The organism is Enterobacter sp. ECC_219_Taxon_10, assembly GCF_058354905.1.
Map to the genome: position 1 here is coordinate 4,351,014 of NZ_CM178005.1, position 23,669 is coordinate 4,374,682.

At 52.0% G+C, this 23,669-nt stretch carries 25 protein-coding genes and 1 pseudogene; 7 read left to right on the forward strand and 19 right to left on the reverse strand.

Translation table 11 applies throughout. The features are described 5' to 3' along the window. Positions 1 to 8: 8 nt before the first annotated feature. Positions 9 to 1,427, forward strand: a complete 1,419-nt coding sequence (locus AC4ICF_RS20685; protein ID WP_116343528.1) for a glutamate synthase small subunit — start codon at positions 9 to 11, stop codon at positions 1,425 to 1,427. A 187-nt stretch (positions 1,428 to 1,614) separates the two neighbouring features. Here AC4ICF_RS20685 and AC4ICF_RS20690 read toward each other — a convergent pair. The 13 genes and pseudogenes from AC4ICF_RS20690 to zapE form a co-directional block, all read right to left on the reverse strand. Continuing rightward, positions 1,615 to 1,743: pseudogene (locus tag AC4ICF_RS20690) on the reverse strand (transcriptional regulator NanR); the annotation flags it as partial. Positions 1,744 to 1,890: 147 nt separating this feature from the next. Further along, positions 1,891 to 2,745, reverse strand: coding sequence for a StfH/YfcO family fimbrial adhesin (locus AC4ICF_RS20695; protein ID WP_316379844.1), 855 nt, complete (start codon positions 2,743 to 2,745; stop codon positions 1,891 to 1,893). 1 nt (position 2,746) lies between these two features. After that, positions 2,747 to 3,283 carry a fimbrial protein gene (locus tag AC4ICF_RS20700; RefSeq protein WP_316379843.1) on the reverse strand — a complete coding sequence of 179 codons (537 nt, stop codon included), beginning with the start codon at positions 3,281 to 3,283 and terminating at the stop codon, positions 2,747 to 2,749. Next, positions 3,280 to 3,762: a fimbrial protein gene (locus AC4ICF_RS20705; protein WP_316379842.1), complete on the reverse strand. Its 483-nt coding sequence runs from the start codon at positions 3,760 to 3,762 to the stop codon at positions 3,280 to 3,282. The genes AC4ICF_RS20700 and AC4ICF_RS20705 overlap by 4 nt, the downstream gene beginning before the upstream one ends. Then, positions 3,759 to 4,256 (reverse strand): fimbrial protein, encoded by a 498-nt coding sequence (locus tag AC4ICF_RS20710; protein WP_316379841.1) that lies wholly within the window; start codon positions 4,254 to 4,256, stop codon positions 3,759 to 3,761. The genes AC4ICF_RS20705 and AC4ICF_RS20710 overlap by 4 nt, the downstream gene beginning before the upstream one ends. An 18-nt stretch (positions 4,257 to 4,274) precedes the next feature. Beyond that, entirely contained in the window at positions 4,275 to 4,967 is a 693-nt protein-coding gene (locus AC4ICF_RS20715; protein ID WP_316379972.1) for a fimbria/pilus periplasmic chaperone, read from the reverse strand. Between the two features lie 53 nt (positions 4,968 to 5,020). Further along, positions 5,021 to 7,660 (reverse strand): outer membrane usher protein, encoded by a 2,640-nt coding sequence (locus tag AC4ICF_RS20720; protein ID WP_316379840.1) that lies wholly within the window; start codon positions 7,658 to 7,660, stop codon positions 5,021 to 5,023. A gap of 80 nt (positions 7,661 to 7,740) precedes the next feature. Next, complete coding sequence (locus AC4ICF_RS20725) at positions 7,741 to 8,301, reverse strand: fimbrial protein (RefSeq protein ID WP_316379839.1); 561 nt, start codon at positions 8,299 to 8,301, stop codon at positions 7,741 to 7,743. 411 nt (positions 8,302 to 8,712) lie between these two features. After that, the gene (sspB, locus tag AC4ICF_RS20730; RefSeq protein ID WP_061099617.1) at positions 8,713 to 9,210 is read right to left on the reverse strand and encodes a ClpXP protease specificity-enhancing factor; all 498 of its coding nucleotides are present in this window, start codon (positions 9,208 to 9,210) and stop codon (positions 8,713 to 8,715) included. A 5-nt stretch (positions 9,211 to 9,215) separates the two neighbouring features. Further along, positions 9,216 to 9,854, reverse strand: a complete 639-nt coding sequence (sspA, locus tag AC4ICF_RS20735) for a stringent starvation protein SspA (RefSeq protein WP_014885418.1) — start codon at positions 9,852 to 9,854, stop codon at positions 9,216 to 9,218. 308 nt (positions 9,855 to 10,162) lie between these two features. Next, the gene (gene rpsI, locus AC4ICF_RS20740) at positions 10,163 to 10,555 is read right to left on the reverse strand and encodes a 30S ribosomal protein S9 (RefSeq protein WP_003860436.1); all 393 of its coding nucleotides are present in this window, start codon (positions 10,553 to 10,555) and stop codon (positions 10,163 to 10,165) included. A 15-nt stretch (positions 10,556 to 10,570) separates the two neighbouring features. After that, positions 10,571 to 10,999 carry a 50S ribosomal protein L13 gene (gene rplM / locus AC4ICF_RS20745; protein ID WP_003860434.1) on the reverse strand — a complete coding sequence of 143 codons (429 nt, stop codon included), beginning with the start codon at positions 10,997 to 10,999 and terminating at the stop codon, positions 10,571 to 10,573. 289 nt (positions 11,000 to 11,288) lie between these two features. Further along, a complete protein-coding gene (gene zapE / locus AC4ICF_RS20750; protein WP_491466130.1) occupies positions 11,289 to 12,413 on the reverse strand; it encodes a cell division protein ZapE in 1,125 nt (374 codons plus the stop codon). Between the two features lie 189 nt (positions 12,414 to 12,602). On the opposite strand from zapE, the gene zapG reads away from it, so the two are divergent. From zapG to degS, 3 genes are all read left to right on the forward strand, one after another. Beyond that, positions 12,603 to 13,001 carry a Z-ring associated protein ZapG gene (gene zapG, locus AC4ICF_RS20755; protein WP_010436126.1) on the forward strand — a complete coding sequence of 133 codons (399 nt, stop codon included), beginning with the start codon at positions 12,603 to 12,605 and terminating at the stop codon, positions 12,999 to 13,001. Positions 13,002 to 13,171: 170 nt separating this feature from the next. Next, positions 13,172 to 14,539 (forward strand): serine endoprotease DegQ, encoded by a 1,368-nt coding sequence (gene degQ / locus AC4ICF_RS20760; RefSeq protein ID WP_316379838.1) that lies wholly within the window; start codon positions 13,172 to 13,174, stop codon positions 14,537 to 14,539. A gap of 92 nt (positions 14,540 to 14,631) precedes the next feature. Next, positions 14,632 to 15,699, forward strand: a complete 1,068-nt coding sequence (degS, locus tag AC4ICF_RS20765) for an outer membrane-stress sensor serine endopeptidase DegS (protein ID WP_116343531.1) — start codon at positions 14,632 to 14,634, stop codon at positions 15,697 to 15,699. A gap of 56 nt (positions 15,700 to 15,755) precedes the next feature. On the opposite strand, the gene mdh is transcribed toward degS, so the two are convergent. Then, on the reverse strand, positions 15,756 to 16,694 hold the full coding sequence (mdh, locus tag AC4ICF_RS20770; RefSeq protein WP_014885422.1) for a malate dehydrogenase: 939 nt from the start codon (positions 16,692 to 16,694) through the stop codon (positions 15,756 to 15,758). A gap of 397 nt (positions 16,695 to 17,091) precedes the next feature. On the opposite strand from mdh, the gene argR reads away from it, so the two are divergent. From argR to yhcN (AC4ICF_RS20785), 3 genes are all read left to right on the forward strand, one after another. Beyond that, positions 17,092 to 17,562 (forward strand): transcriptional regulator ArgR, encoded by a 471-nt coding sequence (gene argR, locus AC4ICF_RS20775; protein WP_008502836.1) that lies wholly within the window; start codon positions 17,092 to 17,094, stop codon positions 17,560 to 17,562. A 374-nt stretch (positions 17,563 to 17,936) separates the two neighbouring features. Continuing rightward, the gene (gene yhcN / locus AC4ICF_RS20780; RefSeq protein WP_014885423.1) at positions 17,937 to 18,200 is read left to right on the forward strand and encodes a peroxide/acid stress response protein YhcN; all 264 of its coding nucleotides are present in this window, start codon (positions 17,937 to 17,939) and stop codon (positions 18,198 to 18,200) included. A gap of 110 nt (positions 18,201 to 18,310) precedes the next feature. Then, positions 18,311 to 18,577 (forward strand): peroxide/acid stress response protein YhcN, encoded by a 267-nt coding sequence (yhcN, locus tag AC4ICF_RS20785; protein WP_061096934.1) that lies wholly within the window; start codon positions 18,311 to 18,313, stop codon positions 18,575 to 18,577. Positions 18,578 to 18,639: 62 nt separating this feature from the next. Here the strand turns inward: yhcN (AC4ICF_RS20785) and AC4ICF_RS20790 are convergent, their stop codons facing one another. The 5 genes from AC4ICF_RS20790 to aaeX form a co-directional block, all read right to left on the reverse strand. Continuing rightward, positions 18,640 to 18,912: a barstar family protein gene (locus AC4ICF_RS20790; protein WP_116343532.1), complete on the reverse strand. Its 273-nt coding sequence runs from the start codon at positions 18,910 to 18,912 to the stop codon at positions 18,640 to 18,642. Positions 18,913 to 18,957: 45 nt separating this feature from the next. Further along, entirely contained in the window at positions 18,958 to 20,412 is a 1,455-nt protein-coding gene (locus AC4ICF_RS20795; protein WP_116343533.1) for an NAD-dependent succinate-semialdehyde dehydrogenase, read from the reverse strand. Positions 20,413 to 20,500: 88 nt separating this feature from the next. Continuing rightward, a complete protein-coding gene (aaeB, locus tag AC4ICF_RS20800) occupies positions 20,501 to 22,468 on the reverse strand; it encodes a p-hydroxybenzoic acid efflux pump subunit AaeB (RefSeq protein ID WP_116343534.1) in 1,968 nt (655 codons plus the stop codon). Between the two features lie 5 nt (positions 22,469 to 22,473). Further along, the gene (aaeA, locus tag AC4ICF_RS20805; RefSeq protein WP_028014599.1) at positions 22,474 to 23,406 is read right to left on the reverse strand and encodes a p-hydroxybenzoic acid efflux pump subunit AaeA; all 933 of its coding nucleotides are present in this window, start codon (positions 23,404 to 23,406) and stop codon (positions 22,474 to 22,476) included. 7 nt (positions 23,407 to 23,413) lie between these two features. Then, on the reverse strand, positions 23,414 to 23,617 hold the full coding sequence (gene aaeX / locus AC4ICF_RS20810) for a p-hydroxybenzoic acid efflux pump operon protein AaeX (protein ID WP_003860416.1): 204 nt from the start codon (positions 23,615 to 23,617) through the stop codon (positions 23,414 to 23,416). Positions 23,618 to 23,669 lie beyond the last annotated feature (52 nt).

The window sequence follows — 23,669 nt, forward strand, 5'->3', positions numbered from 1 at the left end:
GAATTCAGATGAGCCAGAACGTATACCAGTTTATCGACCTGCAGCGTGTTGATCCGCCAAAGAAACCGCTGAAGATCCGCAAAATTGAATTTGTTGAAATCTATGAGCCGTTTTCAGAAGGCCAGGCCAAAGCACAGGCAGACCGCTGCCTGTCCTGCGGTAACCCTTACTGCGAATGGAAATGTCCGGTGCACAACTACATCCCGAACTGGCTGAAGCTGGCCAACGAAGGGCGTATTTTTGAAGCCGCCGAGCTGTCTCACCAGACCAACACCCTGCCGGAAGTATGCGGGCGCGTGTGTCCTCAGGACCGTCTGTGTGAAGGCTCCTGTACGCTGAACGATGAGTTTGGCGCGGTGACCATCGGCAACATCGAGCGCTATATCAACGATAAAGCGTTCGAAATGGGCTGGCGTCCGGATATGACCGGCGTGCGTCAAACCGACAAGCGCGTGGCCATCATCGGCGCGGGCCCGGCGGGCCTGGCCTGTGCGGACGTCCTGACCCGCAACGGCGTGAAGGCGGTGGTCTTTGACCGTCATCCGGAAATTGGCGGTCTGCTGACCTTCGGTATCCCGGCCTTTAAGCTGGAAAAAGAGGTCATGACCCGCCGCCGTGAAATCTTCACCGGCATGGGCATTGAGTTCAAACTGAACACAGAAGTAGGCCGCGACGTGCAGCTCGACGACCTGCTGAAGGATTACGACGCCGTGTTCCTGGGTGTGGGCACCTATCAGTCCATGCGCGGCGGTCTGGAGAACGAAGACGCGCCGGGCGTATACGACGCGCTGCCGTTCCTGATTGCCAACACCAGGCAGATCATGGGCTACGGTGAAACGGCTGATGAACCATTCATCAGCATGGAAGGCAAACGCGTGGTGGTGCTGGGCGGCGGTGATACCGCGATGGACTGCGTGCGTACCTCCATTCGTCAGAATGCGGCGCACGTCATCTGCGCCTACCGTCGTGACGAAGAGAACATGCCGGGCTCGAAACGCGAAGTGAAAAACGCGCGTGAAGAGGGCGTGGAGTTCCAGTTCAACATCCAGCCTCTGGGTATTGAGGTGAATGCCAACGGAAAAGTGAGCGGCGTGAAGATGGCTCGCACGGAGATGGGCGCGCCGGATGCGAAAGGCCGTCGTCGCGCGGAGATCGTGGCAGGCTCTGAGCATGTGATCCCGGCCGATGCCGTGGTGATGGCGTTTGGTTTCCGTCCGCACAGCATGGAGTGGCTGGCGAAGCACAGCGTGGAGCTGGATTCGCAGGGGCGCGTAATCGCGCCAGAAGGTAGTGATAATGCGTTCCAGACCAGCAACCCGAAAATCTTCGCCGGTGGCGATATCGTTCGCGGTTCTGACCTGGTGGTCACGGCGATTGCCGAAGGCCGCAAAGCCGCTGAAGGGATTATGAACTTCCTGGAAGTGTAAGAAACGAGCCGGATGGAAATACCATCCGGCTTTTTTATGCGGTTAACAGGCTGGCGCGGACTCCGCAACACCAAACAGAATCAGCTCTCCACCGGCTCACAGGAGCTGTGATGTCAATATACAGGAAGTGCAGCTCTCCAATCATCATAGCGTGACTACCGTTGCTAACAGCGCCCCGCCCAGCCAGGCGGCGGATCATCTGCTCCAGCTCTTCTTCCACCCTATCTGACAGCTTTTTGCGCGCCAGCAGACGACGTCGCAGGCTGCGGCCAATAGCTTCATCAGACTTTTCAGCTTTAAGATCAAATGGTTTCATTGCAGTCCGGTGTCAGAAAGGGAGAACAATCCATCATAACAAAGGAAATTACAGGTTGAGAAATCGTGCCTGGTGGCCTTCCTGCCCACCTCCTTACTCATTGTCTCGCCCGGTAAAGGCTTTCACCGGGCCTTATCAAACTTCACGCTATAACTGATCAATGATGTAACGGTAGTTACATGTCGATGTAAACTGACCGGCACCGATATTTTCAGTATTAATTTTGACGATAATGTCATGTATTATCATATCGCTTAACGGATGGCGCACGGTGTAGGTCGTCAGTTTTGAATTATCACAGCCCAAAGCCGTTACAGAAATACCCGTCGTAATAACGCGACAATTCGCACCGCGATCGTCCATTAAGCTGTTGTCACAAACGCTTCCGCCTTCCCAAAGGTAGGTATGCAGGGTACTTTCCATTTCGCCACCCGTGGAATTAAACGTTATTTGCTTATCATGCTGTAATATTTTCGGATCCCATGAGATATCTAGTCCGGACGTAGGCGTAAACACACACGCCGTTGTTCGCTCCATCGTGGATGACCAGCCTTCACCTGTGACAGTATTTGTCGAACGAGAGATAAACATCAAAATCCACGGGCATGTTGAGGCTTTATCCCACGGTACCTCGATGTGAATTGTTACCCTATTACAACTCCAACGGGATAAATCAAGCCCTGAGCACCCTGCCGTATTCTTCACTTCAGTTACATATTTAAGTCTCAGTACCTGATAACCCGCAGCATTACCATCCCATGAGACATTCGGAAGGTTACCGTCGCCATCTCTTTTTGTAAGATCCCATACCCCATGGAATATGCCCCCTTTAGTAGTTGTTCCGAGGTTAATGAGAACAGATTCTTTTTCCCCGGATTTCGGCACCGCATAATAAAGACTTATTTCACTCTGGCTGGAGCGTAAGCCACCGCCGGCATAACTGCCGCTACTAAAAAAACTTAAAAAGGCGAAAACCAGTGCGATAAATAATCGTGTTTTCATATTATAAATATTCGAAAATGACGGTTGAAGTTGCTGTGAATGTTCCCGGCAAGACCTCCTGACCAGGAATAACCTGGAGCCAGGCATGCATCACCAGATCGTTACTACCCTCGCTAAGCGGGAAAATCACCCCTTCTGCATCGTTAAAAAGTACGTGTTCGCCCTGCTCTGTTTCCAGACCGATACCGACACCAGAAGCGGGAGAGGAAGTATCGAAGGCCAGAAAACCCGCCATTTCAGCTGTTTCATTTCCGTTAAATGTCACCCGAACACCATTCTTTTGTACCGAAGGCGGACAATCGTATAATTTCAACGTAACGGGTCGACTGACAGAGCGTCCTCGAAGCATTAAATCGCTGGCGGCAATATCAGGAAACGTCACGGTATCAAGCACACCGTTTTCCATTTGCATCTTACAAACACCTCCTAACAAATTGCCGGTAAAGTGCACGTTGTCGTTTTTCGCATTAACGCACTGCGTGGAGAGTAGTAGCATTAAAGGGAGGATTGCCCCTGAACACCTTTTATTAGCCTTCATTGGTAATCCACCTGCAATGTTGCCCACCCTTCAAAATTACCTGAATACATTACGACACCACTTTTCTTAACAGGAACGGCTTTCAGAACGGGTAATGCCTGTTCATTCACTGTTAATGTAGACCCCAGTTGGAAAGGGATACTGTCGTGAAGTATTTCGATCCCCAGCCCTGAAACATCTGTAACAATGGCCGCCGTATTGAAATCCGTAACGTTGCCAGTAAGCGTTAGCGTCATCCCCAGATCGGAATACCTGTCAGGTGAATCACAATCGATCGTATAAGGCAGATCTTGCATAAATTTATTTCCATCGATCTCATCTATCTGAACATCAACAAAATTCACCTCGATGGTTTGATCGTTGCTGATCACACAGGTTGGAGGACGAACCAGATAGCCATGAAACGTGAGATCTCCGGATGCGTGTACGCTGGTTACCAGGAGCATGCTAAGTAAAAAGACTAATGAATATTGTTTCATTGGTAATCCACTATCATGGTCGCTCTGGCATTAAACTCCGCAGCGCTAAGCGTTGTTGAGCTTTCTTTTACCGGGACGACTTCCAGTTCAGGTCCGCTGTTTGCCCACGTAAATGACAGCCAATCGGATGTTCCCGGTTCAATGAGATTTTTGCCGTCTTTTGTTTGCAGACGCAGTCCAAAACCGTCCACGCTTGTCTTTAAGACTTTTTCTCCGTTGATCGTGGTCGAATCACCCTGAATCTGGAGTTTAAGGTAATCTTTAAGGCGATCTTTACAATTAAGACTGTAATTAAGCGGCTTTGTATAACGGGTGCCATCGATTTTAGTGGTATAAACTGTTCCGAATTCAACCGCTCCGCCGGTTACCTGGCATGGCATAGGCACATTCACCACTACAGTCACTGACAAATCCACCTGGGTATCAATTGCCATAGACGGCAATGCCACACTGACCAATCCGAATGCCATTAAGCAGGGTATTTTGCGAAACATAATTCGGCCTCCTGCCTGTTATTTTTTACTGCTTTTTTCCTGATCGACATTACAAGTCGTTCCGTTACATTTAAAATGCAGTGGCATCCGTCCACCATAATCATCGACATAAACAAGAACGGGATGTGGCCCCAAATCTGCTGCTTTCACGTGCATCAGTTCACTGGATTTTGGCGCCAGAACAATCGGATTAAAACCTGCAACGGACGAGGTATTAACGCGGCTGCTGGCATTACTCAGTACGACATAGTAGCTAGATGGGTTATTCACCTGATAATCTCCACCGCTGCGCGTCAATGTGAGTTGATACTGCCAGGGATGAAGAGGATCCATTTTAGGTAAAGACGCAGGTCGGTAAAATAATTTAATGCGCGTTTGCAGGGCAATTTGCAGCGTATTCGGCCGCTTTCCTTTCGGTGGAATCTCTCTTACGTTGAAGTAAAACAGCGATTCACGATCCTGCGGCAATGATGCAAGCCCCGGCATGCCTTGTATTTTCACCTGGCCCGTTTCTTTCGGTTCGATACGCTGAACTGGAGGTAATACGGCGAGCGGGGAGGTAATCTTTTGCCCTTTATTATCTTCAATCCAGGACTGAGCCAGATACGGGCTATCTTGGTTATCATTACGTAGCGTAAGGATAACAGATTTCTCGCTACCGCTAAAAACAACGCGTGTTCTGTCAGGTACAACAGCTGCATGCGCCAGCATTGGCAATAATGTGCATCCTAAAAGGATTTTAGTAGACAAAAAAAGAAAATTTTTCATGTATTTTTTCCTGAATTAATCGAAGCATCCGGTATTCCGGAAAAATCTTCATGTTCCGACTTGGGAATCACGTGTTGTGTTTGCTGCTGAATTGCCGGTATTACTTTATGTGTAACCGGCGTAGTTAATTTTTTTTCACTGCTGCAAGGCAGTAACAAATTATTAAAGAGATCTTTTGGCAACGGATCGGGGAGTGTTATTAAACAGTGTTGACTACCGTTCCAGTTTACCTGCATACTTTCGCCTGGGTTCACCCCAGCCAGATAAACGCTGCCATTGTCATCGACAAGCCCAACCTGTTGCTGGTTCATATTCATGACTTCAGCCCCAAATGGAGGATATTTCCCGTCACTTAAACGCAACGTTGCAACTGCTTTCTCACCCCTTATAATATCGAATTTCCGATAGCCTATCGCACCTTCCGTTAAGGTAATTTGTGCTGTTGACTGCGTTGCTTCCGCATTATCAGGAAGGTTCTTAATGTCGATTTTAATATCATTACGGTAATAATCATTAATATCGGGTATTATGGCCATGCCAAAAGCATTGGTATAGACCGGCGTATTATATCCACCAACGGGTACATCAGGTTGCCCGCTGGCGTCAATCATTAAACGCGATCCGCCAGGAATAGACACCCGATGCAGTGCCCCACCCTGAGCAGTAAGCGTAGCCCCACCTTCCATAGAGATACCAACGGAAGAGTAGGCGTTTTCAAGATAGCTGGCGTTAAGGTCAACATCCGCATAGTCACCCGTATGACGGAAATAACCATCCGCAGATTTATCGCTTTGTGAATCTCCAACGCTTACCTGATAGCTATTACGGTCATCAACTCGTTGGTTATATCCAACACGGTTTGAATGATCGTCATGATTAAATGAACCGTTATAGGTCAACGCCCCACTTTCGCCCCACGGAATACTGACCGAAAGATAAAATCCATCGTCGGTTTCATCATCATATTCATTGCGAAACCCGTTCAAGGAAAGGCTAATATTTTTCACGCGCCCCAAATCGAAGTATTTTGAAACCATAATGTTATAGTTATTTTCGTCTGAGCGGTCCCAATACGATCGGCGAGACCAGTTTAAAAAGACGTTTATACCAAGATCAATTACATTCTGGTTGTAGTTAACAGTAAACATTTCCTTGTCTTTTCCGGAACGAAAATGTTCATCGTCCTGAGCGTCAAGGTAATCGTTCATCGTCATAAAGTTTTCTTCAGAGAAACGATATCCTGCAAAAGAGATACGGCTATGCAATTCGTCATAGTCTTTTGAATAACTTATGCGGTACGAGTTCCCTTGTAAATTCTCGTCATCACTATCAGCCGTAATGTGCGCGTGTGAGCGAGTAACATCAAAAGAGAGCGCCCCAAGCGCAGCCATATCGCGCCCAATACCCAGTGCGACCGCCTGATAATTTTGTTCACCAATGCCACCACCGTACAAGGACCAGCCGTCAGCAACGCCCCATGAGGCTTCACCTGCGCCGAACATTTCACCTGCCATTTGGTGATCCCAGTCCTGAGGGCGTCCCACCGTGGTTTTGAAACGCACCTGATTGGTTCGCGTAAGGAACGGCACGGATGCGGTACTTACATCGTATTCCTGAACCTGTCCATCCTGCTCTTCGATTCGTACGTGCAAATCACCAGAGACAGACTGGTTAATATCCTGAATACGGAACGGGCCTGCCGGAACCTGCTTTTCATAAAGCACTCTGCCTTGCTGCGTCACCACGACCTTGGCATTGGTTCGCGCAACGCCCGCGATATCAGGTGCATATCCTCTTAAGTTAGGAGGAAGCATTTGGTCGTCTGAATTGACGCTAACGCCCGCATAGTTGAAGGTATCAAAAATGTCCGACAGGAGGGAGGTTTCCCCCAGCAGAAGCTGTGCCCCCCATTTAGGTAAAGCGCGGTAGGCGTAGTAGCGGCTCCAGTCCCAGTTACGCGTGGTCTCGTCATCCTGACGTTGATAATCCGCTTGCCAGTCAGCACGCAGACGCCATGGCCCAACATTGGCACCCATTGTGCCATTACCACTGAGATCGCGATCATTGCCGCCGTCATTTTCGTCATGCTCATGGCTGGCGTTAATATTATAATCAAAAAGAATACCTGAAATACCTTCATCCCAGCGGGCAGGAGGCTCCCAGTTTTCGTCCGAATACTCGAGGTAGGCCTGTGGGATGGCGATACGCAATGCCGTTTGTGACATGTCCGCATCCACGTGCATATCTTTCAGCTGATCTGGTTTTAAACATGCACCGTCTTTTATCCATATAAAATGGTCTGACAGCTCAGGTTTGATACCGAGACGCGAAACAAGATCAGGTGAAAGGCAAGCATAACTGTCATCAGGATCATCTTCTTTAGGATACCAGTTAATGTCATAATTATCAGGAAGTCTGCCTGTATTTATTATTACCTGTAGATTATATTGACCTGGTAAAACATAACCCTTACGAGAAAAACGACTCAGATCATAATTTTCGCTACTGCGGACATCCAAGAATTGAGTATTGAATTCAACAGCATCTTCTGCAAAGGTATCATTACCGGATACTCCACAAAATAGCCCAACCAAAACGGCCAGATGTTTCAGTCGATAATATTTGCTGCACTTCATTATGATACCCTGAAAACGTACACATCCGAGCTGGAAATTAAATGCTGCCCCACGATAATTCGCGGGGCAAATATTAACAATTACAGATAGCTAATCTGGAAACTGGTCAAAGATGAGAACTCACCCGTGTCGATAGTTGTCGCAGCAGTTTCACCCTGAACCCAAGCTTTAAATGCCAGCTTTTGATCGGCCAGGCCTTTACCATCGGCATCAACGGCCAGCGCCTGCGTTGCAGCGTTCCCTAATTTAATTTCAGTACCTTTCGTGTTAGCGATTACAATATGAGAACCTTTCATCTCGCCCTTTGCCCCCATCAGAGCAAGGTAGCCCGGATTTGCCGTGGATTCATCACCACTCGCATTGAAGACAATGTTCATGCTGGTTTCGTCTGTAAATACGCAGTTAACCAGCTGAATATCAAAATCTACTGCCTGAATCAGTCCAGCTTTAAGTGACGCGGTGCCCAGGTTCTCGCCCAGACTAATCGTTTGGTTTTCGTCACCAATTTTAATAGAGCATGGGGAAGTAACAATTTTACCTACAAACGTAACTGTACCATCGTTACCTTCTGCATGTGCAGCCATCGCAGAACCGCCAAAGACTAACATACCAAGAAGCGCTGATTTCGCGAATTTTTTCATTTTCGATCCTTAAAAATATAGATAGATTTAAATCCACTAAATATAGTGAAGCTTTTTTGGGAAATATTCCCAGTTACCTAAAAGGTAATTTTTATATTTGAATAAGAAGAGGCTAACGCTTTGGGGGGGGTTAGTAGATTTACTTTTCTCTAAGTAATTCTCTCTTCATCCATGATTGGCTATATTTAGCCAGATATCATCGACATCCTGTACGATGAGCTCGTTCCCGAAATCCGGTTTCGATATAATATTATTTAAATGAATAATACGCTATTTTACGAACGTGTATATTTAATTAAACTTATTTCTTATTTTAGTTAGATTTAATAATGGGTATATTATTCATTCATAAAAAAAATGACTTGAATAAAAAAGCCCTTTCCATAAGCATATGGTAAGGGCTAATCTTAATTATTTCACAACGCGTAGCGCCGGACGACCACCGCGCGGTGGCGGATCGTCATCAGGATCGTTGTCGTCCTCACGATCGGGCTTGTCGCCATCAATCACGGACATTACCGTTTCGCTTTCGCTGGCGGTGATGCCTTCGTCATCATTCAGGCTGGCAACCTCTTCATCGTATGCCGCTTCCGGCTCGAACATGGTTCCCGCACCGTTTTCACGCGCGTAGATCGCCAGCACCGCAGCCAGCGGTACGGAAACCTGACGCGGCACGCCGCCGAACCGCGCGTTGAAGCGCACTTCGTCGTTTGCCAGCTCCAGGTTACCAACTGCACGCGGGGCAATGTTCAGTACGATCTGTCCGTCACGCGCGTATTCCATCGGAACCAGCACGCCCGGCAACGTCACATCCACAACCAGGTGCGGCGTGAGCTGGTTATCCAGCAGCCATTCATAGAAGGCGCGCAGCAGATACGGACGGCGTGGGGTAAGTTGTGACATTTCCACAGTCATTAGCCTCGGCCGAGACGCATTTCACGTTCCGGTTCAGTTAAAGATGCCAGGAAAGAGTCGCGCTCAAATACGCGAGTCATATAGCCTTTCAGCTCTTTTGCGCCAGGGCCGCTGAACTCAACGCCCAGGGTTGGCAGACGCCACAGCAGCGGGGCCAGGTAGCAATCTACCAGGCTGAACTCATCGCTCAGGAAGAAAGGTTTCTGACCAAACACAGGGGCAATTGCCAGCAGCTCTTCACGCAGTTGCTTACGCGCAGCGTCGGCTTCAGAAGCGGAACCGCTGGTGATGACGTTCATCAGCGAGTACCAGTCTTTTTCGATACGCTGCATGTACAGGCGGCTTTCACCACGCGCAACAGGGTAAACAGGCATCAGCGGCGGATGCGGGAAACGCTCATCCAGATATTCCATAATGATACGGGATTCCCACAGGGTCAGCTCGCGATCCACCAGCGTCGGTACGCTTTGGCTCGGGTTGAGATCGATCAGATCCTGAGGCGGGTTATCCTTTTCCACATGCTCGATCTCAAAACTGACACCCTTCTCGGCCAGTACGATACGAACCTGATGGCTATAAATGTCAGTAGGACCAGAAAACAGCGTCATTACCGAACGTTTGTTGGCAGCGACAGCCATGAAAACCTCCAGGTATATTCAGAATTTTTACTGCTACCAGCCCAACAGGGGCCAGCCAGATGTTGTATCGCCCATCCCAGAGAAAACACATTGTTCAAGAATCGAACAAAAATCGAGTATTCACCGATATTTGGGCAGAAAATTGGATGATAGTTTACCAGATTTTGATGGCTTTGTGGTGAGGGGATTCTGGAAATGTGGAAAAAGAGAAGATATATGAAATGTTACTGTGGATAACCTGCGCATTATCCATAAAAAAACCCGCCGAAGCGGGTTTTTCGCCAATCGTTCTGCGTAAGCAGAATGGATTAACGTTTGGAGAACTGTGGACGACGACGTGCTTTACGCAGACCCACTTTCTTACGTTCAACCTGACGAGCGTCACGAGTAACGAAGCCAGCTTTACGCAGTTCAGAACGCAGGGATTCGTCGTACTCCATCAGAGCGCGGGTGATACCGTGACGGATCGCACCTGCCTGACCGGAGATACCACCACCTTTAACGGTGATGTACAGATCCAGTTTTTCTACCATATCAACCAGTTCCAGCGGCTGGCGAACTACCATGCGGGCAGTTTCGCGACCGAAGTATTGTTCCAGAGAACGCTGGTTGATTACGATTTTACCACTGCCCGGTTTGATGAAAACGCGAGCTGCGGAACTTTTGCGGCGACCAGTGCCGTAGTATTGATTTTCAGCCATTGCCTATAATCCCGATTAGATGTCAAGAACTTGCGGTTGCTGTGCCGCGTGGTTGTGCTCGTTGCCTGCGTAAACTTTCAGTTTACGGAACATAGCACGACCCAGCGGGCCTTTTGGCAGCATGCCTTTAACCGCGATTTCAATCACACGCTCAGGACGGCGGGCAATCATCTCTTCAAAGGTCGCTTCTTTGATACCACCGATGTGGCCGGTGTGGTGGTAGTACATTTTGTCAGTACGCTTGTTGCCGGTAACAGCAACTTTGTCAGCGTTCAGAACGATGATGTAATCACCGGTATCAACGTGCGGAGTGTATTCCGCTTTATGCTTACCGCGCAGGCGACGAGCCAGTTCAGTAGCCAGACGGCCCAGAGTTTTACCGGTCGCGTCAACAACATACCAGTCGCGCTGTACGGTTTCTGGTTTAGCTGTAAAAGTTTTCATTAAAAGCTTACCCAAATAATAAGTTACACGTTGGTGAACACCCAAACGTTTAGTCAGTTGAGGTTCACACGACAAAGTCCGGCAAACCTACCCCTTCGAATAGCACATGCCGACACATAGAAAGTTTCGGGAAAAAAACCTTCTCGTAACGTGGGGTCGCAAGATTATAGAGAAGTTGAGGTCAAAGATCGACCCTTAAATGTGATTTGGAATGGGTTTTTCGGGGGTGGGTATTGTGCGGTCTGGTGCCCCCTCCCCCAGCCCCTCTCCCACAGGGAGAGGGTGGCATTTATGGCATATGCTCCAGCTTCAGGTATTCCTCGCTCCGCATCTCCTGCAGGCGCGACAGGCAGCGCTGGAACTCAAACTTCAGCCGCTCTCCCTGATAGATCTCATATAAAGGTACCTCGGCGCTGACCACCAGCTTGACGTGGCGCTCGTAAAACTCGTCCACCAGCGCAATGAAGCGCCGCGCTTCGCTCTCCATCAGCCGCGTCATCACCGGCACATCCATCACCATCACGGTGTGGAACAGGCGCGATAGCGCAATGTAATCGTGCTGGCTGCGGGCATCCACGCAGAGCGTCGCAAAGGAGACCGCCAGCGTTTGGTTTTCTACGCCAAGGGTTGGCAACGGACGATGGTTAATCTCCAGCGTCGGGGCGTTTTCGCGTGTTGCACCCGCCAGCGCCAGCCAGAGCTTATCCATCTCGCGGGTGGTCTCTGCATTTAACGGTGAGAGCCACAGGTGCGCCTGAGTCAGCGTACGTAACCGGTAATCTACCCCAGCATCAACATTCATAATGTCACAATGCTGTTTGATGGCGTCAATGGCGGGCAGGAAGCGCGCCCGCTGCAGGCCGTTGCGGTAAAGTTCATCTGGCGGGATATTCGACGTGGCAACGAGCGTGATCCCGCGGGCAAATAGCGCCTTCATCAGGCCGCCCAACAGCATGGCATCGGTGATGTCAGAAACGAAAAACTCATCGAAGCAGAGCACGTCCGTTTCAGCCTTGAACCTGTCGGCCACAATCTCCAGCGGATCGCTTTTGCCCTGCAGCGCAGTCAGCTCTTCATGCACCCGCAGCATAAAGCGATGGAAGTGCAGACGCTGTTTACGCTCACCCGGCAGGCTGAGATAAAACAGATCCATCAGCCAGGTTTTTCCGCGCCCGACGCCGCCCCACATGTATAAACCGCGCACCGGAGCCTGATCCTGCGGCGTTTTTTTACCGAGCAACCGCCCAAACGCGGCCTTGAGCCCACCACTCTGTTCTACTTCAGCAGGTTTTGCCGTGAGCGCCTGATAAATCATCTCCAGACGGTTTACCGCCTCACGTTGAACGTCATCAGGCTGATGAGTACCCTCATTCAGGGCCAGTTGATATCGCGATGCAGGTGACAGGTTTTGCATAATCTTATTGTTATTCCTTCAATTAACGCTCACCAGCAGGCGTGACTGATGAAAAAAAGGCCGTTCTACACTACGCGATGATACGTCAGGATTCCACTTCTGCGGAAATAGCGGTTATAGTGGCATTATCAGGCACAGGCAGGAGCCGAGCCAACACCCTACGGAACAACAAGACAACGGGAGAAGTTCATGACCTGGGAATATGCGCTAATCGGTTTAGTCGTCGGCATCGTGATCGGTGCTGTGGCCATGCGTTTCGGTAACCGCAAATTGCGTCAGCAGCAGTCACTGCAGTACGAACTGGAAAAGAACAAAGCAGAGCTGGAAGAGTATCGCGAAGAGCTGGTCAGCCACTTTGCCCGTAGCGCCGAGCTGCTGGACAACATGGCGACCGACTACCGCCAGCTGTATCAGCATATGGCGAAAAGCTCCAGCAGCCTGCTGCCGGAAATGACCGCGGAGACTAATCCGTTCCGCAACCGTCTGGCCGACTCAGAAGCCGGTAACGATCAGGCGCCCGTTCAGATGCCACGCGACTACTCTGACGGCGCGTCCGGCCTGCTGCGCGGTGGCGCAAAACGCGATTAACCGCACAACATAAATATATTTTACGGGCGCATCTCTTGCGCCCGTCCTTTCTTCCCGTCCCCAGCTATTATTTAGTCAAACACCTCATTGTTCAGCGGTATAAAATTCAATAACATCATCATGATTTTGGGCCGTTCTTCTTTCATTCCAGGATACGAGAGTCAGCATCAATGAAGAAAAAAAACCAGCTGTTGAGCGCTTTAGCGTTAAGTGTCGGGTTATCTCTCTCGGCGTCCTTCCCTGTCGGTGCGGCGCTGCCTTCGCAGGTGCCGGGGCAGTCAGCTATTCCCAGCCTCGCGCCGATGCTGGAAAAAGTGTTGCCCGCGGTCGTGAGCGTTCAGGTAGAAGGCACGGCGGTTCAAAGCCAGCGCGTACCGGATGAACTGAAAAAATATTTTGGCGATGAGTCCCCCAATCAGCAGGCTCAGCCTTTTGAAGGCCTGGGCTCTGGCGTGATCATTGATGCGGCCAAAGGCTATATTCTGACCAACAATCATGTCATCAGCCAGGCCGATAAAATCAGCGTCCAGCTGAACGATGGTCGTGAATTTGACGCCAAATTGATTGGCGGCGATGACCAGAGCGACATCGCGCTGTTGCAGGTGCAGAACCCAAGCAACCTGACCCAGATTGCCATTGCGGATTCCGACAAACTGCGCGTTGGTGATTTTGCCGTCGCCGTCGGCAACCCCTTTGGTTTAGGGCAAACCGCCACCTCCGGCATTATCTCGGCGCTGGGACGTAGCGGCCTGAATCTGGAAGGTCTGGAAAACTTCATCCAGACAGATGCCTCAATCAACCGTGGAAACTCCGGTGGAGCACTGCTTAACCTTAATGGCGAGTTGATTGGCATTAACACGGCGATTCTGGCCCCGGGCGGCGGAAGCATTGGGATTGGCTTTGCGATCCCGAGCAATATGGCTAAAACGCTGTCGCAGCAGCTTATTCAGTTCGGTGAAGTCAAACGTGGGCTGCTGGGCATCAAAGGTATGGAGATGAGCGCGGATATCGCGAAAGCGTTCAATATTAACGTGCAACGCGGTGCGTTTGTCAGTGAAGTGCTGCCAAACTCCGGCTCGGCAAAAGCAGGCATCAAATCGGGCGATGTGATCGTCAGCCTTAACGACAAGCCGCTGAGCAGCTTTGCTGAACTGCGTTCGCGTATCGCCACCACCGAACCGGGGGCCAAGGTGAAGCTGGGCCTGATCCGTGACGGTAAGCCGCTGAACGTCGAAGTGACGCTGGATAAGAGCACCTCGTCATCTGCCAGCGCGGAGCTTATCGCCCCGGCGCTGCAGGGGGCAACGCTGAGCGACGGGCAGCTGAAAGACGGTACGAAAGGCATTCGCCTCGACACCGTCGAGAAGAGCAGCCCTGCCGCGCAGGCCGGATTGCACCAGGAAGACGTCATCATTGGCGTGAACCGTAATCGCGTGCAGTCCATTGCCGAACTGCGCAAGGTGCTGGAGAGTAAACCGGCGGTCATTGCCCTGCAGGTCATGCGTGGCAATGAGTCTATCTACATTCTGTTGCGCTAAGCATTTGCGATTCCGGGCATCACCGCTGCGTGTGATGTCCGGATAACTCATGTTATGCTGCAAACCGTTCCTTTTTTCACGACACGCGCATCATGCTTTTAAAGCTCTTACGTTCCACTGTCATCGGTTTGATTGTCGCTGGCCTGCTGCTGCTGGCGATGCCGTCTTTGCGTCAGTTCAATAAGCTGTCGGCTCCCCAGTTTGACAGCACGGATGAAACGCCGGCGACCTATAACCAGGCCGTTCGCCGTGCCGCCCCTGCCGTGGTTAACGTTTATAACCGCGGCCTTAATAGCTCAGCACATAATCAGCTGGAGATCCGCACCCTTGGCTCCGGGGTGATTATGGACGAGCGCGGCTACATTATTACGAACAAACACGTGATCAACGATGCCGATCAGATCATCGTCGCCCTGCAGGATGGTCGCGTGTTTGAGGCGTTGCTTGTGGGTTCAGACAGCCTCACCGACCTGGCCGTGCTGAAGATTAACGCCACGGGCGGCCTGCCGGTCATTCCGATCAACCGCAAACGCACGCCTCACATTGGCGACGTCGTTCTGGCTATCGGTAACCCTTATAATCTCGGACAGACGATTACCCAGGGGATCATCAGCGCAACCGGTCGCATTGGCCTCAACCCGTCAGGACGGCAGAACTTCCTGCAGACGGATGCGTCAATCAACCACGGTAATTCAGGCGGCGCGCTGGTCAACTCGCTGGGCGAACTGATGGGCATCAACACCCTCTCATTCGATAAAAGCAACGACGGCGAGACGCCAGAAGGGATCGGCTTTGCTATTCCGTTCCAGCTGGCGACCAAGATTATGGATAAGCTGATCCGCGACGGGCGCGTGATACGCGGCTATATCGGTATCGGCGGGCGCGAAATTGCGCCGATGCATACTCAGGGTGGCGGTATCGATCAGATTCAGGGCATCGTCGTCAACGAGGTCGCACCAGGTGGACCGGCGGCTAATGCGGGGATTCAGGTTAACGATGTCATCGTCTCGGTCAACGGCACGCCGGCAGTCTCTGCGCTGGAGACGATGGACCAGGTGGCCGAAATTCGCCCTGGCTCTATCATCCCTGTGGAAGTCATGCGTAACGATAAGAAACTGACGCTGCACGTGACGGTTCAGGAATACCCGGCCACTAACTGATAAGCATAAAAAAAACGGAGCGATAAGCTCCGTTTTTTTATCGGGTGGCGTGCGTTTTACTTGTTAACGAACTCTTCACCCAGGGTGATATCTTTCTTCAGCGTGTCCAGCATGCCTTCCATCGCGTTTTGCTCAAACGCGCTCAGCGTACCGATAGACTTACGCTCTTCAATACCGTTTTTGCCCAGCAGCAGCGGCTGAGAGAAGAAGCGGGCATGTTCGCCGTCGCCTTCAACGTAAGCGCATTCAACAACGCCTTTCTCACCCTGCAGGGCGCGAACCAGTGACAGACCGAAACGGGCAGCCGCCTGGCCCATAGACAGGGTTGCAGAACCGCCACCCGCCTTCGCTTCCACCACTTCGGTGCCCGCGTTCTGGATACGTTTGGTCAGGTCAGCCACTTCCTGCTCGGTGAAGCTTACGCCTGGGATCTGCGACAGCAGAGGCAGAATGGTCACGCCAGAGTGGCCGCCGATAACCGGCACTTCCACTTCTGTTGGCTGTTTACCTTTCAGCTCAGCAACGAAGGTGTTGGAACGGATGATATCCAGCGTGGTCACGCCGAACAGTTTGTTTTTGTCGTAAACACCCGCTTTCTTCAGCACTTCGGCTGCGATAGCAACGGTGGTGTTCACCGGGTTAGTGATGATACCGATGCACGCTTTCGGGCACACTTCAGCGATCTGCTGCACCAGGTTTTTCACGATGCCCGCGTTGACGTTGAACAGGTCTGAACGATCCATGCCTGGCTTACGCGCCACGCCTGCAGAAATCAGGACCACATCAGCACCCTGCAGCGCAGGACGCGCATCTTCACCGGAGAAGCCTTTGATTTTTACAGCGGTCGGGATGTGGCTCAGGTCAACCGCCACGCCTGGGGTTACCGGAGCAATATCGTACAGGGAGAGTTCTGAGCCTGAAGGCAGTTGGGTTTTCAGTAGTAGGGCAAGCGCCTGGCCGATACCACCAGCAGCGCCGAGGACTGCGACTTTCATCCTAAACTCCTTATTATGGTTAACTTAAGTATCTGTAAATCCGTTGCCGCGACCTTAAATCAGCAAGTCTTTAATTACAATTTTCGAAGCTAAAGAATTTGAGGTCGCACGACTTTATCTCTCACCAGAAAGCTATCTGACGCCAGATGGCAACGAATTAAGAGGTGGTTACAATACACCCTGCCCCGCCACCAAAACAACATCATTTTGATAACATTTAATTTACTTTTAAGCTTATTTGCGCGGCGTGACCCAGGCATGTTTTCTGATAACGAAATCTGATAAAATCTCTCCCTTTCATAACATTATTTCAGCCTGCCGCTGAGCAGATAATTTGCATAAAAATTCATCCACATGCATAATAATGTTGTTTCTTTCGTCATATTCCGGGTGACTTATGCGAAGCTCGTCTAAGCAAGAAGAATTAGTAAAGGCGTTTAAGGCGCTACTTAAAGAAGAGAAATTCAGTTCTCAGGGAGAAATTGTTCAGGCGCTGCAGGAACAAGGCTTCGATAACATCAACCAGTCGAAAGTCTCCCGCATGTTAACCAAGTTTGGCGCGGTGCGTACCCGCAACGCCAAGATGGAGATGGTCTATTGCCTGCCGGCAGAACTTGGCGTGCCGACCACCTCCAGCCCGCTCAAGAATTTGGTTCTGGATATCGACTATAACGACGCCGTTGTGGTCATCCACACAAGCCCGGGCGCCGCGCAGCTGATTGCCCGCATGCTGGACTCGTTAGGTAAAACAGAGGGTATCCTTGGCACCATTGCCGGAGATGACACCATCTTTACCACCCCGGCTAGCGGTTTCTCCGTAAAGGATCTCCACGAAGCGATTCTGGTTCTGTTCGAACAGGAACTGTAATGCTCTCTCCCCGTAGCGCCGCTGCGGGGATCATTCTGCTCTCATAACATTTCCCCCTTTATTTCACTGCCCCTGCTTTGACGATTAGTGCTTTTTACCACTCATTAACATTCAGCCAGCGAATAACAATCCCGTAAATCGCACAAAAAATCAAAATGCGATATCCCTATGATTTACTTATAAATACCAGCACGAACTGCTCATAAAACACCCAATAATATGCAATTTGGTTATAAAAAATCGGGCGTTTAACACGTAATAACAAGGGAAACCATTAGTCTGGTATTAATTTTTGGCGTTATTAGTGTATACTTGATTTTGTGATGAGGGTCACGAAACAAGACCCCACTAAAAAATTCGACGAGGTAAGAATCATGAAAATCAAAACTACTGTAGCGGCGCTGAGCGTCCTGTCTGTCCTGTCCTTCGGTGCTTTCGCGGCTGACGCTATTAATGCTGACCAGGCGCAGTCCCGTGAGGCAATCGGTACGGTTTCTGTCGGCGCTGTTGGCACGTCTCCAATGGACATGCATGAAATGCTGAACAAAAAAGCGGAAGAAAAAGGTGCCTCATCCTATCGCATCATCGAAGCGCGTTCCGGTGACCACTGGCACGCCACCGCCGAGCTGTACAAATAAGTTTTAGTAATCACTGAAGACGTAACTCTCCACTCAACGGCACCAGGCATAAAAATAGCGGTACAACCCTTCTCGCCGTTGAGCAAAAAAACTGTTCAGGAGTAAAGACTATGAAAACCAAATTGATCATCGCAACCCTGGGTCTGGCATCCGTTCTCTCTTTCGGCGCAAGCGCAGCCGTACAGCAAGTGAATGCCGATCAGGCACAAAATCTGCAGCCAATGGGCAGCGTCTCCGTGACGTCAGTCACCGGCTCCCCGATGGACATTCGTCAGGAGCTTGCCGCCAAAGCTGAAAAAGCAGGCGCCAGCAGCTATCGCGTCACCGAACTGAATCAGGGTGACCACTGGCATGCCACGGCTGAACTGTATAAATAAACCCTCGTCGTATCTCATCATACGACTTGCCCCTGGCCTCGTGGTCAGGGGCTTTTTTTCATTCAATGCCGCGCGTTAAAGCGCAACTGCCCTTCAAGCTCTTCTTCTGCTTCATCGAACAGCAATATCAGCGCGCCAAAACGTCTGCGCAGCTTTTCAGGAAGATGAATAAACTCAATCTCCAGCGGTAGCGGCAACATACTGCCGGTGACCACATCCCAAAGCGTATCCAGATTCGTCACGCTTTCCCGTTCAAGATCAAACGCCCGGATAAATTCCCGATAAAAGTCTTCCTGACTGTCGATTTCGTCAAAATCAAACGTATAAGTTTTCATTGCCAGCCACCCAGTCCAGGCGGGCGGCAGATGCCGCCCTGTCTATTATAATCCCCCGATATGCAGGGTTTTAACTTCCAGATACTCTTCCAGCCCCAGCACGGATCCCTCACGTCCAAGACCGGATTCTTTCACGCCGCCAAAAGGCCCCAGCTCGGTAGAAACGGCGCACTCGTTAATGCCAATCATCCCGCTCTCGATTGCCTGCGAAACGCGGAAAACCCGGGAGAGGTTCTGGGTGTAGAAGTAAGCCGCCAGCCCGTAGGGCGTGTTGTTGGCGCGCTGGATGACTTCGTCTTCCGAGGTGAAGCGGAAACAGGCCGCAACCGGGCCAAACGTCTCTTCCTCTGCCAGCTTCATGCCTTCGTGGCAGTCGCCCAACACGGTTGGCATCCAGAAATTGCCGCCCAGAGGATGGGGTTTACCGCCCGCCAGCACGGTCGCCCCCCGTGCGACAGCATCTTCAACGTGCTCGCGCACCTTGTTGACCGCCGCAGGTTCGATCAGCGGCCCAACGACCACGCCCTCTTCAAGACCATTCCCCACCTTAAGAGTATTAACCGCATCAGCGAGCTTATTCACAAATTTGTCGTAGACGGTTTCCTGAATGTAGAAGCGGTTCACGCTGACGCAAACCTGCCCCGCATTGCGGAACTTGTTGGCGATAGCGCCCTTAACCGCTGCGTCAATGTCTGCATCCTCGAAAACGATGTACGGGGCATTTCCCCCCAGCTCCATGGAGACTTTTTTCATGGTTTCCGCGGCGTTACGCACCAGCGTTTTGCCGACGGAGGTTGAACCGGTAAAGGAGATTTTACGCACGTCGTGGCTGGCCATGATCGCATCGCTGATCTCATGGGTGTTTCCGGCCACCGCGTTGAGCACGCCATCCGGCACGCCCGCCTGTTTTGCCAGCGTCAGCAGCGCAAAGGCGCTGAGCGGCGTGTTATTTGCCGGTTTGATGACGCCGGTACATCCGGCCGCCAGCGCCGGGCCTAACTTGCGGGTGAGCATCGCCATCGGGAAGTTCCAGGGCGTGATGGCCGCGACGACGCCGATGGGCTCACGGGTCGCAAGAATGCGCGAGCCGGGCTTGATCGGCGGAATAATTTCACCGTTCGCGCGTTTGGCCTCTTCGGCAAACCACTGGATAAAGCTGGCGGCGTACTCCACTTCCCCTTCCGCCTCTTTCAGGGGCTTACCCTGCTCGGTGGTCATTAACCGCCCGAGCCAACTTTTATTCTCAATAATCAGTTCGTACCAGCGGTAAAGAATGGCCGAACGCTCTTTCGCGGTTTTGGCACGCCATGCCGGGAAGGCTTTGGTGGCCGCTGCAATCGCTTCTTCGGTTTGCGCTTTACCCGCTTTCGCAACTTTAGCGATGACCTCACCGGTCGCGGGGTTCAGCACATCAAACGTTGTGTCCAGCGTTTTCCAGAGGCCGTTAACCAGATAGCCGGTCTGAAAAAGAGTGTTGTCCTGAAGCGCCTGGGTCGTCATGTGTCCTCCCTTCCTGAATGTAAGTACGTGCTGGAATAAGTATAGCCACAAAAAAACCGACGCTTTTGGCGTCGGTTTTTTACGTCGGTCAGTTATCAGTTAGGGCATTCTGGTAGCGATGCAGCATAAACACCAGCCGCCCTACCGGCTCGGTCACTTGTGGCGGCGCCTGCCAGTGTTTGAGCTTTTCCTGATAAATATCGAGTTCTTCAAGCAGTTGGGTAAAGTAACGGCGGCGTTTGTCATCGCTGCTGGCGGAAAGCACATGGTCGGCGGTACGACGCAGCTGACGGTGGAAGGCCGAGAGATCGTCGTTGATCGGCACCGGCGCGTTACGCAGACGCTGGTGCGCAATGATCATGGTTAATGCCAGGCGGAACTTCGCGATATCCCCCGGAAACTTGTTCAGCAGTAAAAACAGCTGCTGATAGAGCGCGGGCAGGTGGTTCTCTTTACGGCGCGCGGTATTGGTGGTCATCGACGACACGGCAGCCGACACGAACTGGTTCAACAGCACGCGCCCCGTCCGGGCCTGCGAGTTATCCCGTACCAGCAGAATCACCATCATCGCCAGGAAACACCCAACAAGCTGACCTAACGCGCTGTCGAGGAACTGGCTGAAATGGAAGGTCATCGGGTTATCCAGCACGATGATATTAATCGTACTCGCCAGCGCCCCCAGCGATCCCAGTCGCCGCTTTTGTACCTCAATGCCGATAAAGAACGCCATTACCGCCAGGCTGATACAGAGCAGCAGCATGCTCTGCTGCGTCGACGGAATGATGACCAGGAAATAGAGCGCGCCTATCGGCAGGGCGGCAATGGTGCCGTAGAGGAAATCAATGGCGACCATGCGCGGGTTAGGCAGACGCATCGCCAGCGCGGTCACGACGGCAATCATCACCATCGCGCCGCTGCCGGACGTCCAGCCCGTCCACAGCCAGAAAAGCGTGCCGAGCATACAGGCAAGCGTGGTACGCCAGAAGTTGACCATCGCGTGGTGCCGCTCGGCAGATTCCGCCTTGATCACTACTTCGCCCTGGAGCACCTCTTCTTCCGCCGCGCTGATTTTAGTGTTGCTGATTACACCGCGTTTCAGCAGAAGATAGCGCGTCGCGGCGCCGACCCAGGTGTAGATGGTCACCGGCGTGTCGCGCTCCCCGGTCCAGGCAATCACACGGCGCATGCGCTTAAGCTGCTTATGCACGTCCTGTACGGTGTCTACCGGCTCGGCAAACAGTTCGCGGAACGTATCGGTAACCGCTTCCGGTCGAGTGTTCTGGATGAGATAGGTTTCGCACGCCTGGGTAATCAGCGTCAGAGAGACGGTGTTAAGGGCTTTAAGGCGACGATTCGCCCGGGCCCAGCGCGACGACTCCATATTGAGGTTGCTGCGCATCCCTTCCAGGGCCTGCGTACGGCGTACCAGCCCGCTCCACGCTTTATCCACCTCTTCGCTGTCGCCGTGTTTAATGCAAAGCTGCATCAGCTGGTACTGGGCAACGATCAGCGCGTCCAGCTCGCGATCCACCTCTTGCTTGATCGAGCGCGGGGAGAAAAGCAGGTCAGCCACGATCGCGCAGACAATACCAATCACAATCTCGCTGCAGCGCTCCACGGCAAACTGCGGCGCGAGCAAGGGTTCGGACTGGATCGTGATAACAATAATTAGCGCCGTATAGCCCGCCAGCCCCCAGGCGTAGGAGTTCTCCACTTTTACCAGAGACGAAATCCAGGTGCAGAAACCCGCCCAGATACAGCACACCATGAGCATCAGCAGCGGCGTGCGGATCATCAGAATAATAATGGTCAGCGCCGCGAAACAGCCGATAAAGGTTCCGATGATACGCAGCATCCCGCGATAGCGGATCGCACCAGAGTAGGGCTCCCCGCCCGCGGCGAAGGCAGGGCCCGCCGCAACAATCGCGGCGGTGAGCACCGCCCAGCGAGGGGTTTCAAGCTGGAAATGGAAGCCGACAAACAGCGCCAGCACAATGGCGCACGCCAGCTTCACGGCGAAGCGAATGTGCTGGCTGGCGATGGAAAAGATACCCATGGCGATTAACCAAACTCGCGCAGGCGGTGGGCAATTTTACGGAAGAGCGAATCCTGGCTGGCATCCCGATCTTTTTCGCCGGTGATCACCACCGTCGCGGTAGTGCCCGCTGGCCACAGGTTGCCCTGCTGTTCGTCCAGATGAATACGTACTGGCACGCGCTGTGCCAGACGCACCCACTCCAGGTTGGAGTCCACCGTCGCCATCCCTTTGGCATCGTTAGAGCTGCTGGAGTTGGTTACCCCTGCGGCAACGCTGTCGACCGTGCCCTTAAAGACGCGGTTGCTGCCAAGCGGCGTGACTTCAGCCCGGTAACCCGGACGTACCCCCTCCAGCTTGGTCTCTTCCATATAGGCGAGCACGTAGAAGGAGTTCTGCTTAACCAGCGCCACGGCGGTTGAGCCGCGGGTAATGAACTCCCCGGCATAAACGTTGAGGTTGGTCACCCAGCCATCGGCTGGCGCGCGGATCACGGTACGCTCCAGGTCGAGCTTCGCCAGATCGCGCGTTGCCTGCGCTTTCGCCAGCTGGTGCAGCACGGTTTGCAGCACGTTGTTGGACTGGTCTATCTCTTCGCGGGACATGGCCTGTACGCCCAGCTGGTTACGACGACCCGCCTCGCGGCGTTTCTCCGCGGCCAGCGCCTGGTAATAGGCCACGTCGGCTTCCGCTTCCTCCAGCGCTTTCTGGTAGCGAGGCTGGTCGATGGTGAACAGGACCTGATCTTTTTTCACGAGCTGGTTATCGTGAACGTTGACCGCCGTGATAAGACCGGCCACGTCAGGGGCTATTGCCACCACGTCGGCGCTGAAGCGTGCATCACGCGTCCACGGTGATTCGGTGTAGTAGACCCAGGCACGGAAAATAGCGATGAAGGCGAGGATAACCAGCGCCATTGTGATGGCAGTGCGGGAGATTTTTCTTGTTAGCGTTTTCACATCAACCTCAGACAAACATGCGCGATATCAGGTAAAACAGGCAGCAATACAGCGCGGTATTGAACAATGCAGGGTGCCAGACAAAATCGTAGATCCCGGTAGGGACCAGCACCTTGCGCACCAGCCAGAAGATCGCCAGTGATAAAAGAAGCTCGAAAAATATCGGTGGGAACGACAGACCGAACACCACGATAACGGGAAACAGACTCATGTTAACCTTGATAAGAGAGAGTGCAGGCTTCAGAATTTTTTAGCGCACGCCA

Excerpts from the sequence above, each read along its gene's own strand:
- AC4ICF_RS20685 (WP_116343528.1), top strand. The coding sequence starts at position 9 with ATGAGCCAGAACGTATACCAGTTTATCGACCTGCAGCGTGTTGATCCG.
- AC4ICF_RS20695 (WP_316379844.1), bottom strand. The coding sequence starts at position 2,745 with ATGAAAACACGATTATTTATCGCACTGGTTTTCGCCTTTTTAAGTTTT.
- AC4ICF_RS20700 (WP_316379843.1), bottom strand. The coding sequence starts at position 3,283 with ATGAAGGCTAATAAAAGGTGTTCAGGGGCAATCCTCCCTTTAATGCTA.
- AC4ICF_RS20705 (WP_316379842.1), bottom strand. The coding sequence starts at position 3,762 with ATGAAACAATATTCATTAGTCTTTTTACTTAGCATGCTCCTGGTAACC.
- AC4ICF_RS20710 (WP_316379841.1), bottom strand. The coding sequence starts at position 4,256 with ATGTTTCGCAAAATACCCTGCTTAATGGCATTCGGATTGGTCAGTGTG.
- AC4ICF_RS20715 (WP_316379972.1), bottom strand. The coding sequence starts at position 4,967 with ATGCTGGCGCATGCAGCTGTTGTACCTGACAGAACACGCGTTGTTTTT.
- AC4ICF_RS20720 (WP_316379840.1), bottom strand. The coding sequence starts at position 7,660 with ATGAAGTGCAGCAAATATTATCGACTGAAACATCTGGCCGTTTTGGTT.
- AC4ICF_RS20725 (WP_316379839.1), bottom strand. The coding sequence starts at position 8,301 with ATGAAAAAATTCGCGAAATCAGCGCTTCTTGGTATGTTAGTCTTTGGC.
- sspA (WP_014885418.1), bottom strand. The coding sequence starts at position 9,854 with ATGGCTGTCGCTGCCAACAAACGTTCGGTAATGACGCTGTTTTCTGGT.
- rpsI (WP_003860436.1), bottom strand. The coding sequence starts at position 10,555 with ATGGCTGAAAATCAATACTACGGCACTGGTCGCCGCAAAAGTTCCGCA.
- rplM (WP_003860434.1), bottom strand. The coding sequence starts at position 10,999 with ATGAAAACTTTTACAGCTAAACCAGAAACCGTACAGCGCGACTGGTAT.
- zapE (WP_491466130.1), bottom strand. The coding sequence starts at position 12,413 with ATGCAAAACCTGTCACCTGCATCGCGATATCAACTGGCCCTGAATGAG.
- zapG (WP_010436126.1), top strand. The coding sequence starts at position 12,603 with ATGACCTGGGAATATGCGCTAATCGGTTTAGTCGTCGGCATCGTGATC.
- degQ (WP_316379838.1), top strand. The coding sequence starts at position 13,172 with ATGAAGAAAAAAAACCAGCTGTTGAGCGCTTTAGCGTTAAGTGTCGGG.
- degS (WP_116343531.1), top strand. The coding sequence starts at position 14,632 with ATGCTTTTAAAGCTCTTACGTTCCACTGTCATCGGTTTGATTGTCGCT.
- mdh (WP_014885422.1), bottom strand. The coding sequence starts at position 16,694 with ATGAAAGTCGCAGTCCTCGGCGCTGCTGGTGGTATCGGCCAGGCGCTT.
- argR (WP_008502836.1), top strand. The coding sequence starts at position 17,092 with ATGCGAAGCTCGTCTAAGCAAGAAGAATTAGTAAAGGCGTTTAAGGCG.
- yhcN (WP_014885423.1), top strand. The coding sequence starts at position 17,937 with ATGAAAATCAAAACTACTGTAGCGGCGCTGAGCGTCCTGTCTGTCCTG.
- yhcN (WP_061096934.1), top strand. The coding sequence starts at position 18,311 with ATGAAAACCAAATTGATCATCGCAACCCTGGGTCTGGCATCCGTTCTC.
- AC4ICF_RS20790 (WP_116343532.1), bottom strand. The coding sequence starts at position 18,912 with ATGAAAACTTATACGTTTGATTTTGACGAAATCGACAGTCAGGAAGAC.
- AC4ICF_RS20795 (WP_116343533.1), bottom strand. The coding sequence starts at position 20,412 with ATGACGACCCAGGCGCTTCAGGACAACACTCTTTTTCAGACCGGCTAT.
- aaeB (WP_116343534.1), bottom strand. The coding sequence starts at position 22,468 with ATGGGTATCTTTTCCATCGCCAGCCAGCACATTCGCTTCGCCGTGAAG.
- aaeX (WP_003860416.1), bottom strand. The coding sequence starts at position 23,617 with ATGAGTCTGTTTCCCGTTATCGTGGTGTTCGGTCTGTCGTTCCCACCG.